The organism is Pseudomonas capeferrum, from assembly GCF_000731675.1.
GTDB lineage: Bacteria > Pseudomonadota > Gammaproteobacteria > Pseudomonadales > Pseudomonadaceae > Aquipseudomonas > Aquipseudomonas capeferrum.
On record NZ_JMIT01000001.1, the window covers coordinates 2,495,665 to 2,510,748 of the forward strand.

A 15,084-nucleotide genomic window follows, 5' to 3' on the forward strand; every position below is an offset into this window, starting at 1 on the left:
GTAGCTTTGCAAGCAGAGCCACTTCAAAAAGTGGCGGACTCAGCAGGATTCGAACCTGCGACCGCTCGGTTCGTAGCCGAGTACTCTATCCAGCTGAGCTATGAGTCCGCAATAGGTAGTTTTAGACCAGATTACCACTGGTTGTTTGAAGTAGCCTTGTAAGCAAAGCCACTTCAAAAGTGGCGGACTCAGCAGGATTCGAACCTGCGACCGCTCGGTTCGTAGCCGAGTACTCTATCCAGCTGAGCTATGAGTCCGTGTCTTGCCGCGCATTATAGGCCGCTGAATCATTTTGGCAAGAACTTTTTTCGTTTGATTTCAACGACTTAGCGTTCTTACCGATTACAGCGCCCTAAGCGAATAATGGCGGTGAAGGGGGGATTCGAACCCCCGATACCCTTATGAGGTATACTCCCTTAGCAGGGGAGCGCCTTCGGCCACTCGGCCACCTCACCGCAACACGAGGCGAATATTAAAGAACCTCTTTCACCTTTGCAACCCTTTTTTTGAAAAAAACTTCAAAAAAATTAAAGGCTTGGCTCTTCATCCTTCTCCTTCTTGATCCGCAGGTAGATTTCCTCGCGGTGAACAGCCACTTCTTTAGGGGCGCTGACGCCAATACGCACCTGGTTGCCTTTGACGCCAAGCACCGTCACGGTGATCTCGCCGTCTCCAATGATCAGGCTCTCGGCGCACCGACGAGTCAGAATCAACATAGCTTTCTCCTTACGCATAACTTTCAGGGGTAACAGTCTTGGGTATCAGGGCCTGGCCGTGGACGACGACCCAGGCCCTGGTTGTTCGCCACGCAGGGCAAGCGCCTGCCTGGCGAGCAGAAACGCGAAGGGCGCGGCAAGCCGCGCCCTTCCAGGCAGCGCCTTACTCGCCCTGTCGGGCAGGAGCGTCGAGCTCGAACGCGGTGTGCAGCGCGCGTACGGCCAGCTCCAGGTACTTCTCTTCGATCACTACCGACACCTTGATCTCGGAGGTGGAGATCATCTGGATGTTGATGCTCTCCTTGGCCAGGGCTTCGAACATGCGGCTGGCAACGCCGGCGTGTGAGCGCATGCCAACGCCAACGATCGAGACCTTGGCGATCTTGATGTCGCCGATCACTTCACGGGCACCGATTTCGCGGGCGGTGTTTTCCAGCACGCTTTGCGCCTTCTCGTACTCGTTGCGGTGTACGGTGAAGGTGAAGTCGGTGGTGTTATCGTGCGCAACGTTCTGCACGATCATGTCGACTTCGATGTTCGAGGCGCTGATCGGGCCGAGGATCTTGAAGGCCACGCCCGGGGTGTCCGGCACGCCGCGAATGGTCAGCTTGGCTTCATCACGGTTGAAGGCGATACCGGAAATGATCGGCTGTTCCATGGATTCCTCTTCATCAATGGTAATGAGGGTACCTGGACCCTCCTTGAAGCTGTGCAGCACGCGCAGCGGGACGTTGTACTTGCCGGCGAACTCCACCGAACGGATCTGCAGCACCTTGGAGCCGAGGCTGGCCATTTCCAGCATCTCTTCGAAGGTGATCTTCTCCAGGCGCTGCGCCTGCGGCACAACGCGCGGGTCAGTGGTGTAGACGCCATCGACGTCGGTGTAGATCTGGCACTCATCGGCCTTGAGCGCCGCCGCCAGGGCCACGCCGGTGGTGTCGGAGCCACCACGGCCGAGGGTGGTGATGCTGCCGTGCTCGTCGACGCCCTGGAAGCCTGCAACCACGACCACGCGCCCTTCCTTGAGGTCGTTACGAATCTTCTGGTCGTCGATCTGCAGGATGCGCGCCTTGTTGTGCGAGCTATCGGTCAGAATGCGTACCTGATTGCCGGTGTAGGACACCGCTGGCACACCACGCTTGATCAAGGCCATGGTCAGCAGGGCAATGGTGACCTGCTCACCGGTCGACACGATCACGTCCAGCTCACGTGGAACCGGCTGATCGGTGATCTGCTTGGCCAGATCGATCAGGCGATTGGTTTCACCGCTCATGGCCGACAGCACAACCACCAGGTCGTCGCCTGCCTCACGGTGTTTCTTGACCTTTTCGGCTACCTGCTCGATCCGCTCGATGGAACCGACAGAGGTGCCGCCAAATTTCTGTACGATCAACGCCATTTCAATGGTGCCTCAGCCCATACAGGGCCCCAAAAAACAATCCAACATGAAGGGGCCGGCGACTACCCGCCGGCCCCCTCATCTCAAAGTCCCTGCTCTGCGAACGGCACGGCCAGCGCCAGGGCCTGGTCCAGCGCAGCGACGTCGACGCCACCACCCTGGGCCATGTCCGGACGGCCACCGCCCTTGCCACCCACTTTTGCTGCGGCTTGTTTCATCAGATCGCCAGCCTTGAGTTGGCTGGAGAGGTCTTTGGTCACGCCGGCCACCAGCACGACCTTGCCCTCATGCTCGCTGCCCAGCAGGATCACTGCGTGGCCGAGCTTGTTCTTCAGCTGATCGACCAGGGCCAGCAGGGCCTTGCCATCCTGCCCATCCAGGCGAGCGGCAAGTACCTTGGCACCTTTGACCTCAACGGCCGCGTTGGAGAGATCATCCCCGGCGGCGCTGGCGGCTTTGGCCTGCAGCTGTTCCAGCTGCTTCTCCAGCTGACGGTTGCGCTCGAGCACAGCCGACAGCTTGTCGATCAGGTTGTCACGATTACCCTTGACCAGTTGCGCGGCTTCCTTGACCTGCTCTTCGGCAGCGTTCAGGTAGGCCAGTGCAGCCGCGCCGGTAACCGCTTCGATACGACGTACGCCAGAGGCCACGCCGCCTTCGCTGATGATCTTGAACAGGCTGATATCACCCGTGCGCTTGGCGTGTATACCACCGCACAGCTCCACCGAGAAATCGCCACCCATGCTCAGCACACGCACGGTGTCGCCGTACTTCTCGCCGAACAGGGCCATGGCGCCTTTGCGCTTGGCGGTTTCGATGTCGGTCACCTCGGTCAGCACCTCGGTGTTGCGGCGCACTTCACGGTTGACGATCTCTTCCAGCGCCTTGATCTGCTCTGGCTTGACCGCCTCGAAGTGGCTGAAGTCGAAACGCAGGCGCTGGCTGTCGACCAGCGAGCCCTTCTGCTGTACGTGGTCGCCCAGCACCTGGCGCAGCGCTTCGTGCAGCAGGTGGGTGGCCGAGTGGTTCAGCGAAGTGGCGTGCTGCACTTCGGCATCGACCTTGGCCTCGACCTCGGCACCCACGCTCAGCGCTCCGCTGGCCACCACACCGTGGTGCAGGAAGGCACCGCCGGTCTTGGTGGTGTCGCGCACGTCGAAGCGCACGGCGCCAGCCTGCAGGTAACCGCAGTCACCGACCTGGCCACCGGACTCGGCGTAGAACGGCGTGCGATCGAGGACCACTACCCCCTGTTCGCCCTCGCCCAGTTGCTCGACGGCCTGGCCGTCCTTGTACAGGGCGATGACCTTGGCCTGGCCTTCGGTGGTGGTATAGCCCACGAAGTCAGTGGCGGTGTCGACCTTGACCAGGCTGTTGTAGTCCATGCCGAAGGCACTGGCAGAGCGGGCACGCTCACGCTGGGCGTCCATTTCGCGCTCGAAACCGGCTTCGTCGATGGTCAGCTCGCGTTCACGGGCGATGTCGGCGGTCAGGTCCATGGGGAAACCGTAGGTGTCATACAGCTTGAACACCACGTCACCCGGGACTACGTCACCCTGCAGTTGCGCCAGGTCCTGTTCGAGGATACGCAGGCCTTGCTCCAGAGTCTTGGCGAACTGCTCTTCTTCAGCCTTGAGCACGCGTTCGATATGCGCCTGCTGGCTTTTCAGTTCAGGGAAGGCTTCACCCATTTCGGCCACCAGCGCGGCAACGATCTGGTAGAAGAAGCTGCCCTTGGCACCCAGCTTGTTACCGTGGCGGCAAGCGCGGCGGATGATGCGGCGCAGCACGTAGCCACGGCCTTCGTTGGACGGCAGCACGCCATCGGCAATCAGGAAGCCGCAAGAACGGATATGGTCGGCGACCACTTTCAGCGACGCCTGGCTGTAATTGCTGCAACCGATGGCCTTGGCCGCCGCGCTCAGCAGGTTCTGAAAGAGGTCGATCTCGTAATTCGAGTGAACATGTTGCAGTACCGCACTGACCCGTTCCAGGCCCATGCCGGTGTCTACCGACGGGGCTGGCAGCGGGTGCAAGACGCCATCGGCGGTGCGGTTGAACTGCATGAAGACGTTGTTCCAGATCTCGATGTAACGGTCGCCGTCTTCTTCCGGGGAGCCGGGTGGGCCGCCCCAGATGTCGGCGCCGTGGTCGTAGAAGATCTCGGTGCAGGGGCCGCATGGGCCGGTATCACCCATGGTCCAGAAGTTGTCGGACGCGTAGGGGGCGCCTTTGTTGTCACCGATGCGCACCATGCGCTCGGCCGGCACGCCGATTTCCTTGGTCCAGATGTCGTAGGCTTCGTCATCGGTGGCGTACACGGTAACCCAGAGCTTTTCCTTGGGCAGGTTAAGCCACTTGTCCGAGGTCAGGAAGGTCCAGGCGTAGGTGATCGCGTCACGCTTGAAATAGTCGCCGAAGCTGAAGTTGCCCAGCATCTCGAAGAACGTATGGTGACGCGCGGTGTAGCCGACGTTTTCCAGGTCGTTGTGCTTGCCGCCGGCGCGTACGCACTTCTGGCTGCTGACCGCGCGGGTGTAGGCGCGTTTTTCCTGGCCGAGGAAGCAGTCCTTGAACTGGTTCATGCCGGCGTTGGTAAACAGCAGGGTCGGGTCATTGCCCGGAATCAGGGAGCTGGAGGCGACTCGGGTATGCCCCTGCTCCTCGAAGAAGCGAAGGAAGGCTTCACGGATTTCTGCGCTTTTCATAGGTTCTTCCACGGAAACGGCGGCCCTGGTGGGCAAACGCGTCGACGAAACGACGGCAAAGGGCCGCATTATATCGGTCCTGCAAGCTCGGTGCAGTGTGTTTATGCGATGGAAAACGTCGATTAGACGGTTTTCAGGCGGTTGCAAACGAAAATGACATGACCGGATGCTAATTGCAGCCTTTCGCCACTGGCAAGCCCATTACGGCCGAAGGGAAGGGAAAATGGAATAGACGGTGAATTAAAAGGTTTTCATCTGAAATCGGATCCAAACCGACTCTCTCACTGGCGGCGGGTTGGCCGCGCCGACCCGCAAGCGGCACCCTGCATAGCACACTGAAGAATGTCTCAGCGCTATTTGTGTAGCGCCCTGTGTCCTGCGTTCATACCTAGTCTGGCCAGCCATTTTCCCAGAGCACATGCACATGACTACCCATGCAGTAACTGCGCAGCGCGTGGACGGTAATGACAGAAGCAAAGGCGCCGGTTTCGGCGAAATGGATGAAGCAATCGGCTATGACAACCCGTCGCCTTCAGGGCTCGGCGTCTCTCGGGTGTATTTCAATTACGAACTGTTCGATCTCTACAAGGCGCCCTTGGTACATTTTCAGCGCAGGGTCATCGAGGCCATCGATGACGAGGAAAGCGTCGGTAACCTGGACGAGATTCTGGTCTGGTTGAGTACCGCCAATGTGAAATTGAGCCAGGGTAGCGATATCACCCTGGAAGTCGAAGGCGAGTCTTTCATCATTCAGCAGGCCTCACCTGAGCAGCGGCTTCATTTGCTGTTCATGGGCACAGCGCTGCCAGAAACGATTGGCGCTGGCGTCACGTGCCCGCTGCGCATTGACGCCAGCGCCGACCCGGACAGGCATTTTGAAATCACCGCCATCGAAAACCTGTACCTCTACGGCACCCCACAGTTCCTGGCACGCGTCTTCGAACAGCTGGCCCTTCTGCCGGGCTACCCCGAACTCAAGCGGCTTCTGGATACAGCGCGCCAACAGTACGCCAGCGTGCCTGATATCGTGCTCATGCAGCGCCATGCCGGGCCGCCGCAACAGGGCCCGGGCTTTGACCTGCAACGCGTGATCCCTGCCAAGTATTCACATCTGCTGCCGGGCAGCTACACCGCTATGCTTTACGACCCCTATGACGCTAGCGGCCTCGACGGACTGACCACGTTGGCGAGAATCCTGCAGCAGGCCTATGACGCACTGGCACCAGACATGCGGGCCCCTGCCCCAACGTCAGCCGACTGACCGGTTCAGGACAGACTACGCCCTTCATCAGGCACGATGAGAATCCCTGCCCTGAGGCCATTCCTGACCTTGGGGTTGGGGAAGATGATGCGCGCACCCTCCTCTTCGACTACCCAGCGCATCTCGGCCAGGTCTTCAGCCAACAGGTAACCTTTGCTCAACTCGGAGAAGTTTTCGATATCCGCCGGCAAGTGCAGGCGGAAGCCCTCGCTGTGCTTGATGATCTCGCGGGCGACACTGAACAGTTTCAGGCCATCGAGCGAGTCTTGCGCCTCGGGTTCGGTGCCTTCGATGATCTGGATCAGGCGCTTTTCCAGCTTGTCCAGATTGACCTCTTCGTTCTGCCCGAACGGCCGCGCCCTGCCCAACTCCAGGGTAAACGCCTCGGCATCGAGCTGCTCATAGGTGAATGCACTGAAGGTGATGGACGACTTGCTCTGCAGCAGCACCGCCTCCATGCCGGCTGCCGCCAGGCGCGCCAGCTCTCGACGAGAATGTTTGCGCCCCTCCTTGTACGGGTACAGGGCGAACTGCTCGATCTTCGAACCACGGATGGCGGTATGCAGGTCGTAATGCAAGCGCAAGCGCTCGGGCTTGCTGAAGAACACCCGGGCAAACTGCTCAAGCTCCGCGGCGCGCAGCGCCTCGAAACCACTGGAAAGCTCGTGACGGCCATTGAACAGGCGGTTGATGTCCTGCTCGATGAAGCGCTCGCCCTTGCGGATGGCCGCCGGGTTACCGAACAGGAACAACACCCGCGCGCACGGTTTGATCTTGCCATTGGCCACGCCATGCAGCAGCCGTTCGAGCAATTCGATCGGCGCTGTTTCGTTGCCATGGATGCCGGCCGACAACAGCAGGTCGAGCCCGCAATCTTCAGCCTCGGTCGGGCGCACTTCGAGTGCGCCCTCCCCCAGCCAGCGCAAACGCACGCCCTTGGGTGTAACTTGGGTCTTCTCGGCCGGTTCGTGATCGGTCAAGGTCAGCTCAAGCAATTTGCCGAGGGCGAGCATAGGCACTTCCTTAGTGTTGGTGGCCGCAGTCGGGGCCATGGACGTGATCGTCGCCGTCAGCGACTTCGGCCGGCTCCATCTCCAGCTGCAGGCTGACCAGGTTGGTGGCCATCGGGCGCAGCAGCAGGTTGGCGTACTCGGTGTCGTCTTCCTCGACGTCCACGCCAATCAGCAACTGGCCGCGGCCGTCCTGCTGAATCCACACTTCCTTGCCTTGCCAGACAACGGCAAAGCGGGTGCAGGAAGTTTCCAGCTGGGTGCCGTCTTCGTCTTCGAGGATCAGGCGCAGGGCATCGGTCATTACTTAGTCTCTCTTCAAGGTTGGCGTTGGAACGGATAGACCGAACCCAATTGCAGAATCTGAGTCAACTCATCCAGTGCCGTACGGCATTCGACCAACAACTGCGGGTCGGCAAGGTCCGCTTCGCCCATGCGGTCGCGGTAATGCTTGTCTACCCACTGCAGCAGCGTGTCGTACAGCGGCGCGGTCATGATAACGCCTGGATTGACCGCCGCCAGTTCCGATTCCTTCAACGCTACGCGAAGACGCAGGCAAGCAGGGCCTCCGCCGTTCTGCATGCTTTGCTTGAGGTCGAACACCTTGACCTCGCTTACCGGGCCGCCCTGCTGGGTCAACTGGCCAAGATAAGCCCAGACCCGCTCGTTGCTCCGGCATTCTTCCGGCACCACCAACAGCATGGAGCCGTCATCGCGGCTGAGCAGCTGGCTGTTGAACAGGTAGGAACGCACCGCATCCTCCACCGCCACTGCCGCACGCGGCACACGGATGGCCTGGAAGTTGCCACCCTTACTGGCCAGTTTAGCTTGCAGCTGGCCAAGCACCGCATCGGTCTCGAGGAAGGCGTCTTCGTGGTAGAACAGCACCTCGCCGTTACCCACCGAAATCACGTCATTGTGGAACACGCCCTGGTCGATCACCGCCGGGTTCTGTTGAGCGTAGACCACGCCGTCGTCGCTCAGGCCATGCAGCCGGGCCACGGCTTGGGACGCTTCCAGGGTCTGGCGCGCCGGGTACTTCTGCGGCGCGGGGTAGCGGCTGTCGAACGCGCTGCGGCCGTAGACGAAGAATTCGACGCCCGCTTCGCCGTAGCGACGGCAGAAGCGTGTGTGGTTGGCCGCACCCTCGTCGCCGAACTGCGCCACCGCCGGCAACGCCGGGTGGTGAGCGAAGTGCCTGTCATCGGCGAACATCGCACCCAGCACACGGCTGGTGGTCGGGTGCTCGATGCTGCGGTGGTACTTGCAGTTGAGGTTGGCGGCCGTGAAATGCACGCGGCCATCGGCCGTGTCAGCACTGGGGCTGACCGTGGCGGCATTGGCCACCCACATGCTCGACGCCGAGCAACTGGCGACCAGCAAGGGCATGGCTTCCCTCGCTGCGCGCTGGATCACCTCGGCATCGCTGCCTGAGAAGCCCAGCCGGCGCAACGCGGCCACGTCTGGCCGTTCCTGCGGGGCCAGCACGCCCTGCTTGAAGCCCATGTCGGCCAGGGCCTTCATTTTTGCCAGGCCCTGGCGCGCGGCTTCGCGCGGGTTGGACGACTGCTGGCTGTTGCTCTGCGAAGCTACATTGCCGTAGGACAAGCCGCCATAGTTGTGGGTTGGCCCCACCAGGCCATCAAAATTCACTTCGTAGGATTTCATCGGCTAGGCTCCGAGACCGTTTGTTATAGGGTGACGCCCGGCGTCAGGGTTGCCGGCAAGGCGAGGCTGGCGGTCTCCAGCGAGGCCACGGGGTAAGCGCAGTAATCGGCTGCGTAGTAGGCACTGGCGCGGTGGTTGCCGCTGTTGCCGACGCCACCGAACGGCGCGCTGCTGGCGGCACCGGTCAGCTGCTTGTTCCAGTTGACGATGCCCGCCCGGCTGCGCAGCCAGAAATACTGGTAGCGCGCGCGGGAGTCGGAGAGCAACCCGGCGGCCAGGCCGTACTGGGTGTTGTTGGCCTCATCGATGGCGGCATCGAAGTCGGTGTAGCGAATCACCTGCAGCAACGGGCCGAAGAACTCTTCGTCAGGGCGCCCGGCAACGGCGCTGACATCGAGGATGCCAGGCGTCAGCAGTGCGGCGTCGGCCTGCGGCTGGGTCATCTCCAGCAACTTCACAGCGCCCTTGCCCACCAGGTCGGCCTGGGCTGCAAGCAGCGCCTGGGCCGCCTGCAGCGAAATCACCGAGCCCATGAACGGCGCTGGCTGCTGGTCGAATGCGCCCACCGTGATGCTTCTGCACACCTCGACCAGCCGCGCGATCAGCGTATCGCCCCAGGCCCCTTGCGGCACCAGCAGGCGACGCGCGCAGGTGCAGCGCTGGCCAGCGGAAATGAATGCCGACTGGATGATGGTGTACACCGCAGCGTCGAGATCCTTGACCTCGTCCACCACCAGCGGGTTGTTACCGCCCATCTCCAGCGCGAGAATTTTGTCCGGGCGCCCGGCGAACTGCTGGTGCAGCAGGTTGCCGGTGCGACTGGAGCCTGTGAAGAACAGCCCGTCGATCCCCGGGTTGGCCGCCAGCGCCACACCGGTTTCGCGCGCGCCCTGCACCAGGTTGAGCACACCGGCGGGCAGGCCGGCAGCGATCCAGCAGTTGACGGTCAGCTCGGCAACCTTGGGCGTCAGCTCGCTGGGCTTGAACACCACGCTGTTGCCCGCCAGCAGTGCCGGCACGATATGCCCATTGGGCAAGTGGCCCGGGAAGTTGTAAGGCCCGAACACCGCCACCACACCATGTGGCTTGTGCCGCAACACGGCGGTGGCATCGGCCAGCGGGCCACTTTTTTCGCCGGTCCGCTCGCGGTAGCTCTGCACCGAAATCGCCACCTTGTTGACCATGCTGGTGACTTCGGTCGCCGACTCCCATAGCGGCTTGCCGGTTTCTTCACCGATGCAATGCGCCAGCGCCTCGGCATGCTGCTTCAGCTGTTCAGCGAATTTTTCCAGCACGTCGATACGCGCTTCCAGGCTCAGCTGTGCCCAGGCCGGAAAGGTCTGGCGAGCAGCCCGCACGGCGGCATCAACCTGGCTGGCATCGGCACCCTGCCCTTCCCAGACTACGGCCTGGCTCACCGGGTTGAGCGATTGCAGGGCGGCGCCCTGGCCGGCCTGCCAGTTGCCGGCGATGTAATGGGTGGTCATTTACTGGGCCTCCCGGCTAGCCGACAGCGGCACGGCCCGCACGTTGTCGCCAGCCCCCATGCGCAGGCGCTTGGCGGTCAGCGGGTCGACCACCAGGGTGCCTGCCGCCAGGCGTGCGGGCGCGGCCGTGATGCGGCAGTCGTCGCGTTTGCGGTTGTGGATGATGTAAGGCGTCGCGTCATCGCCGGGGGTACCGACCGCCAGCACCAGGGTCTGGCTTTCGCGCACGGCGCGAATTTTCGCGGTCTCACATTCGATGGCAGGGCCGGCGTCGAAGATGTCGACATAGCCTTGGTAGCTGAACCCTTCCTGCTTGAGCATGGCCAGCGCAGGCTCGGTGTCGGTGTGCACACGGCCGATCACATTGCGCGCCGCCTCGGACAGGAAGCAGGTGTACAGCGGGAACTTGGGCATCAGCTCGGCGATGAACGACTTGTTGCCCACCCCAGTCAGGTAGTCGGCCTGGCTGAACTCCATCTTGAAGAAGTGCCGGCCCAGGCTTTCCCAGAACGGCGAACGCCCCTGCTCGTCGGACATGCCGCGCATCTCGGCGATAATCTTCTTGCCGAACAGCTCCGGGAATTCGGCGATGAACAGCATGCGTGCGCGTGACAGCAAGCGGCCGTTGAGGCCAGAGCGATAGTCGCTACGCAGGAACAGCGAGCACAGCTCGGAGTTGCCGGTCAGGTCGTTGGCCAGGAACAGGGTGGGGATCTCGCGGTAGATGTTCAGCTCCTGCGACGCGCTGACGGTCAGGCCGACCCGGTAGTTGTACCAGGGCTCACGCAGGCCGACGGCACCGGCGATGGCGCTGATGCCCACCACCATGCCTTCGTCATTCTCCAGCACGAACAGGTAGTCGGTATCGCCACGTTCGGCTTCACCACGGAAGCTCTTCTCGGCCCAACCCACGCGATGCCCGAGGCGTTCTTCGTTGGCCGGCAGCGTAGTCAGCCCAGTGGTGCCTGTGCTGCGAGCCAGTTCGATCAGCGCGGGTAAATCGCTGCTGCGTACGGGACGAACGATCATGCTATCTCCTTGAGCGGCGACCTCTGCCACCGCGAAACGCTTCGTTTCGAGCTTGCTGTTACGAGCTGTCTGCGCAGGCTCGCGCCTCAGACGGCAACCAGACGCACACTGCCACCCTCACCAATGCCCAGGGCGTCGGCCGCATCGCACCCCAGGCTGACCGGTTTGCCGGGCACCCAGTCGAGCTCCAGCAACACTGCACGGTAGTCCTGCAACTGGCCGTTGCACACCAGGTACGGGCGCCCGCCCTTGACCGGGGCATCTTCAAGCTTGACCGGCACCACACGGCTCTGGGCAATCGAGCGAATGCCCGAAGCCCGCGCATGCAAGGTCGGCCCGCCGTCGAAGATGTCGATGTAGTGCTCGGTCTCGAAACCTTCACGCATCAGGATGTCGAAGGTGATCTGCGCCCGCGGATGAACCTGGCCCATGGCTTCCTGGGCTTCGTCGGGCAGCAGCGGCACATAGATCGGGTAGTGCGGCATCAGCTCGGCCAGGAACGTGCGGCTCTTCAACCCGCACAGGCGCTCGGCGTCGGCGTAGTTGAGGTCGAAGAAATTGCGCCCTATGGCATCCCAGAATGGCGATTCGCCCTGATCATCGCTGTAGCCAACGATCTCGGTCACCACCGAGTCGGCGAAGCGCTCCGGGTGCGCGGCCATGAACAGCAGGCGGCCACGCGAGTTGAGCTCGGCCCAGCCACTGCCGACCAGTTCAGGCAAGACGTAGAAGCTGGTCAGCAGGCTGTTGCCGGTCAAGTCATGGCACAGCGACAGGACATGGATCTTGTTGTGGATCTTCAGCTCGCGCGAGGCGTGCACGAAGGTCTCGTTACGGAAACTGTAGAACGGCTCGGAGTAGCCGGCCGAGGCGACGATGGCCGAACAGCCGGCAAGCTTGCCGGTGACGCTGTCTTCGAGCACGAAGAAGTAGCTTTCTTCGCCATTGAAGCTGACCTCGGCGGCGAAGGAGGTTTCCGACGCGGCGATCTTGTCGCCCAGACGGGCAGAATCGTCCGGCAGCGAGGTGACACCAATGGGGCTGTCGGCAGCCATGCGCTGCACTTCGTTCAGGTCAGCCATTTGCGCGGGGCGCATCACCAGCATGGTGTCACTCCTTTGGTAAAGCGGGCCGCTTATGGCGGCACGAAAAAACGGCGGGCGCGCGATTGACACTGCAAGCACGCGCCCGCGCTGGAATTCAGGTATCGCCGGCCCCTTCTGGGCCGACGACAGGACCGCAGGCTTATCAGCCCTGGGTCAGTGTGGCCACGGCGCGTTCGAAGCGGTCCAGGCCTTCATCGATGTCGGCGTCTTCAACCACCAGGCTAGGCGCGAAACGCACCACGTCCGGGCCGGCTTGCAGCACCATCACCCCTTCTTTCTCGGCGGCGTTGAGCACGTCCTTGGCCTTGCCCTTCCAGGCGTCGGTCAACACGCAGCCAATCAGCAGGCCAACGCCACGCACCTGGGTGAACAGGCTGTACTTCTGCCCGATCTGATCCAGACGGGCCTTGAAACGCTCGTGCTTGGCCTTGATGCCGGCCAGTGTTTGCGGGGTGTTGATCACGTCCAGCACGGCGCAGGCAACGGCGCAGCCCAGCGGGTTGCCACCATAGGTGGTGCCGTGGGTGCCGACAGCCAGGTGCTTGGCCAGCTCGGTGGTGGTCAGCATGGCGCCGATCGGGAAACCGCCGCCCAGGCTCTTGGCGCTGGTCAGGATGTCGGGGGTCACACCGTAGTGCTGATAGGCGTACAGCGAACCAGTACGGCCGACGCCGGTCTGCACTTCGTCGAAGATCAGCAGTGCATTGTGCTCATCGCACAGCTTGCGTGCGCCTTCCAGGTAAGCCTTGTCGGCCGGGACCACACCGCTCTCGCCCTGGATCGGCTCGATCACCACGGCGCAGGTCTTGTCGGAAATCTGTGCCTTGAGCGCTTCCAGGTCGTTGTACGGCACATGGCTGATGCCGGTGATCTTCGGCCCGAAGCCGTCGGAGTACTTTGGCTGGCCGCCGACGCTGACGGTGAACAGGGTGCGCCCGTGGAAGCTGTTCACGGTGGCGATGATTTCGTGCTTTTCAGGGCCGAAACGGTCATGGGCAACGCGACGGGCCAGCTTGAAGGCGGCCTCGTTGGCTTCGGCACCGGAGTTGCAGAAGAAGGCTCGGTCGGCAAAGGTCGCGTCCACCAGTTTGTGGGCCAGGCGCAGCGCAGGCTCGTTGGTGAATACGTTGGATACGTGCCAGAGGGTGTTGGCCTGCTCGGTCAGTGCCTTGACCAGTGCCGGATGGCAGTGACCCAGGGCGTTGACGGCGATACCGCCAGCGAAGTCGATCAGCTCGCGACCCGACTGGTCCCAGACTCGGGAACCCTCGCCTCGCACAGGAATGAAGGCCGCCGGCGAATAGTTGGGGACCATGACCTGGTCGAAATCGGCACGTTGCACCGGGGCTTGCTCAACGGACATCTGAGTCTCCTGAAGAGGAACGCTGGCCTGGAAGTGGCGAGCGATGGGGGGATTGTAAGGACTGATGGGCGCCTGTCCTTGCGGCCAAGCGACAACTTGTTACAGCGCAAAACCCTGTTTTACCCAGGCTTTCGGCAATGCGACAAACACTGTCGCAATCGCGCAGTGTAACGGGAGTGGGTGGCTGGGTGAACGGGTGTTCACACCGGGATTGGATGCTGCCGGCACCGACCCATTCGTGGGGCCTGCACCGTCAGACAAGCGTCAACCCTTCTCGGCAGGCGCCGAACTCAACTCGAACGGGCTGCTGTTACGCCGCTGGTTGCGGTCTTCACGCGGCGTCGCGCCAAAGAAATTGCGGTACGCACTGGAAAAATGCGGCCCCGAGGAGAACCCGCACGACAAGCCGATCTGGATGATCGACTTGCTGGTCTGCATCAGCATCTGCCGCGCTTTGTTAAGCCGCAGCTCGAGGTAATACTGGCTGGGTACCCGGTTCAGGTACTGCTTGAAGATGCGCTCCAGCTGCCGACGCGACACGCACACATGCTGAGCGATCTCGTCAGTGGTCAGCGGTTCTTCGATATTGGCTTCCATCAGCAATACGGCCTGGGTCAGCTTGGGGTGGCTGGAGCCCAGGCGGTTCTGCAACGGAATACGCTGACGCTCGCCCCCCTCGCGGATACGCTCGACCACCAGTTCTTCAGACACCGCCCCCGCCAGCTCCGCACCATGATCACGGGCCAGCACGGCCAGCAACAGATCAGTCACCGCCATGCCACCACAGGCGGTCAGGCGGTCACGGTCCCAGTCGAACAGGTGGCTGGTGGCGATGACCTTGGGGAAGCGCTCGGCAAAATCGTCCTGCCAGCGCCAGTGCACCGCCGCACGATAACCGTCGAGCAGGCCAAGCTGGGCCAGCGGATACACACCGGCAGACAAGCCACCGATCACGCAACCACTTCGCGCCTGCTGCTTGAGCGCGGTCGATAGCACCGAGCCGACGGCCTGCGGTGGCTCGTCGGCCAGCAACAAGAGCTTCTGACAGCCCTCCAGGCGGCCATTCCACGGCTCGCCCGGCAGGCGCCAGGCACCCTCAACGGCAGGCTCGGCCTGAAGAAAGGCCAATTCGTAGACCACATCCGGATGCACCCGCTGGGCCACCTGCAACACTTCCTCGGCCAGCGCCAGGGTCAAGGGCTTGGTGCTGGGCCAGATGAGAAAACCGATTCGCTGGGTGGTCATAGGGTGCGGTCCGAAACCTGGGGTCGTTCGAGTCTGTGGCGCAGGGTCAGGCTGCGCTCGCTGCGCAGCATGCCCTATTCTGGTGCAAAGAT

The 15,084-nt window shown here is 62.2% G+C and carries 12 protein-coding genes and 3 tRNA genes; 1 reads left to right on the forward strand and 14 read right to left on the reverse strand.

From position 1 onward, the window contains the following. Positions 1 to 31 precede the first annotated feature (31 nt). The 6 genes from PC358_RS11160 to alaS all read right to left on the reverse strand — a co-directional run bounded on the left by PC358_RS11160 (position 32) and on the right by alaS (position 4,823). Positions 32 to 108, reverse strand: a tRNA-Arg gene (locus PC358_RS11160). Positions 109 to 180: 72 nt separating this feature from the next. After that, a tRNA-Arg gene (locus tag PC358_RS11165) sits at positions 181 to 257 on the reverse strand. A 107-nt stretch (positions 258 to 364) separates the two neighbouring features. After that, positions 365 to 455, reverse strand: a tRNA-Ser gene (locus tag PC358_RS11170). A gap of 72 nt (positions 456 to 527) precedes the next feature. After that, on the reverse strand, positions 528 to 716 hold the full coding sequence (gene csrA, locus PC358_RS11175) for a carbon storage regulator CsrA (protein ID WP_003254503.1): 189 nt from the start codon (positions 714 to 716) through the stop codon (positions 528 to 530). Between the two features lie 163 nt (positions 717 to 879). Beyond that, positions 880 to 2,115 carry an aspartate kinase gene (locus PC358_RS11180; RefSeq protein ID WP_033699557.1) on the reverse strand — a complete coding sequence of 412 codons (1,236 nt, stop codon included), beginning with the start codon at positions 2,113 to 2,115 and terminating at the stop codon, positions 880 to 882. 83 nt (positions 2,116 to 2,198) lie between these two features. Beyond that, a complete protein-coding gene (gene alaS, locus PC358_RS11185) occupies positions 2,199 to 4,823 on the reverse strand; it encodes an alanine--tRNA ligase (protein ID WP_033699558.1) in 2,625 nt (874 codons plus the stop codon). A gap of 424 nt (positions 4,824 to 5,247) precedes the next feature. Here alaS and PC358_RS11190 point away from each other — a divergent pair, with 424 nt between their 5' ends. Next, a complete protein-coding gene (locus PC358_RS11190; protein ID WP_033699559.1) occupies positions 5,248 to 6,084 on the forward strand; it encodes a hypothetical protein in 837 nt (278 codons plus the stop codon). A gap of 5 nt (positions 6,085 to 6,089) precedes the next feature. On the opposite strand, the gene astE is transcribed toward PC358_RS11190, so the two are convergent. From astE to argR, 8 genes are all read right to left on the reverse strand, one after another. After that, on the reverse strand, positions 6,090 to 7,097 hold the full coding sequence (gene astE, locus PC358_RS11195) for a succinylglutamate desuccinylase (protein WP_033699560.1): 1,008 nt from the start codon (positions 7,095 to 7,097) through the stop codon (positions 6,090 to 6,092). 10 nt (positions 7,098 to 7,107) lie between these two features. Beyond that, on the reverse strand, positions 7,108 to 7,398 hold the full coding sequence (locus PC358_RS11200; RefSeq protein ID WP_033699561.1) for a topoisomerase II: 291 nt from the start codon (positions 7,396 to 7,398) through the stop codon (positions 7,108 to 7,110). Between the two features lie 14 nt (positions 7,399 to 7,412). Next, on the reverse strand, positions 7,413 to 8,762 hold the full coding sequence (gene astB / locus PC358_RS11205; protein WP_033699562.1) for an N-succinylarginine dihydrolase: 1,350 nt from the start codon (positions 8,760 to 8,762) through the stop codon (positions 7,413 to 7,415). A gap of 23 nt (positions 8,763 to 8,785) precedes the next feature. After that, the gene (gene astD, locus PC358_RS11210; RefSeq protein ID WP_033699563.1) at positions 8,786 to 10,249 is read right to left on the reverse strand and encodes a succinylglutamate-semialdehyde dehydrogenase; all 1,464 of its coding nucleotides are present in this window, start codon (positions 10,247 to 10,249) and stop codon (positions 8,786 to 8,788) included. Continuing rightward, positions 10,250 to 11,278 carry an arginine N-succinyltransferase gene (gene astA, locus PC358_RS11215; RefSeq protein ID WP_033699564.1) on the reverse strand — a complete coding sequence of 343 codons (1,029 nt, stop codon included), beginning with the start codon at positions 11,276 to 11,278 and terminating at the stop codon, positions 10,250 to 10,252. It abuts the gene before it with no gap. Between the two features lie 86 nt (positions 11,279 to 11,364). Next, entirely contained in the window at positions 11,365 to 12,384 is a 1,020-nt protein-coding gene (gene aruF, locus PC358_RS11220) for an arginine/ornithine succinyltransferase subunit alpha (RefSeq protein ID WP_033699565.1), read from the reverse strand. A gap of 142 nt (positions 12,385 to 12,526) precedes the next feature. After that, the gene (locus tag PC358_RS11225) at positions 12,527 to 13,747 is read right to left on the reverse strand and encodes an acetylornithine transaminase (protein ID WP_033699566.1); all 1,221 of its coding nucleotides are present in this window, start codon (positions 13,745 to 13,747) and stop codon (positions 12,527 to 12,529) included. Between the two features lie 264 nt (positions 13,748 to 14,011). Continuing rightward, the gene (gene argR / locus PC358_RS11230; protein WP_033699568.1) at positions 14,012 to 14,992 is read right to left on the reverse strand and encodes a transcriptional regulator ArgR; all 981 of its coding nucleotides are present in this window, start codon (positions 14,990 to 14,992) and stop codon (positions 14,012 to 14,014) included. Positions 14,993 to 15,084: the final 92 nt, after the last annotated feature.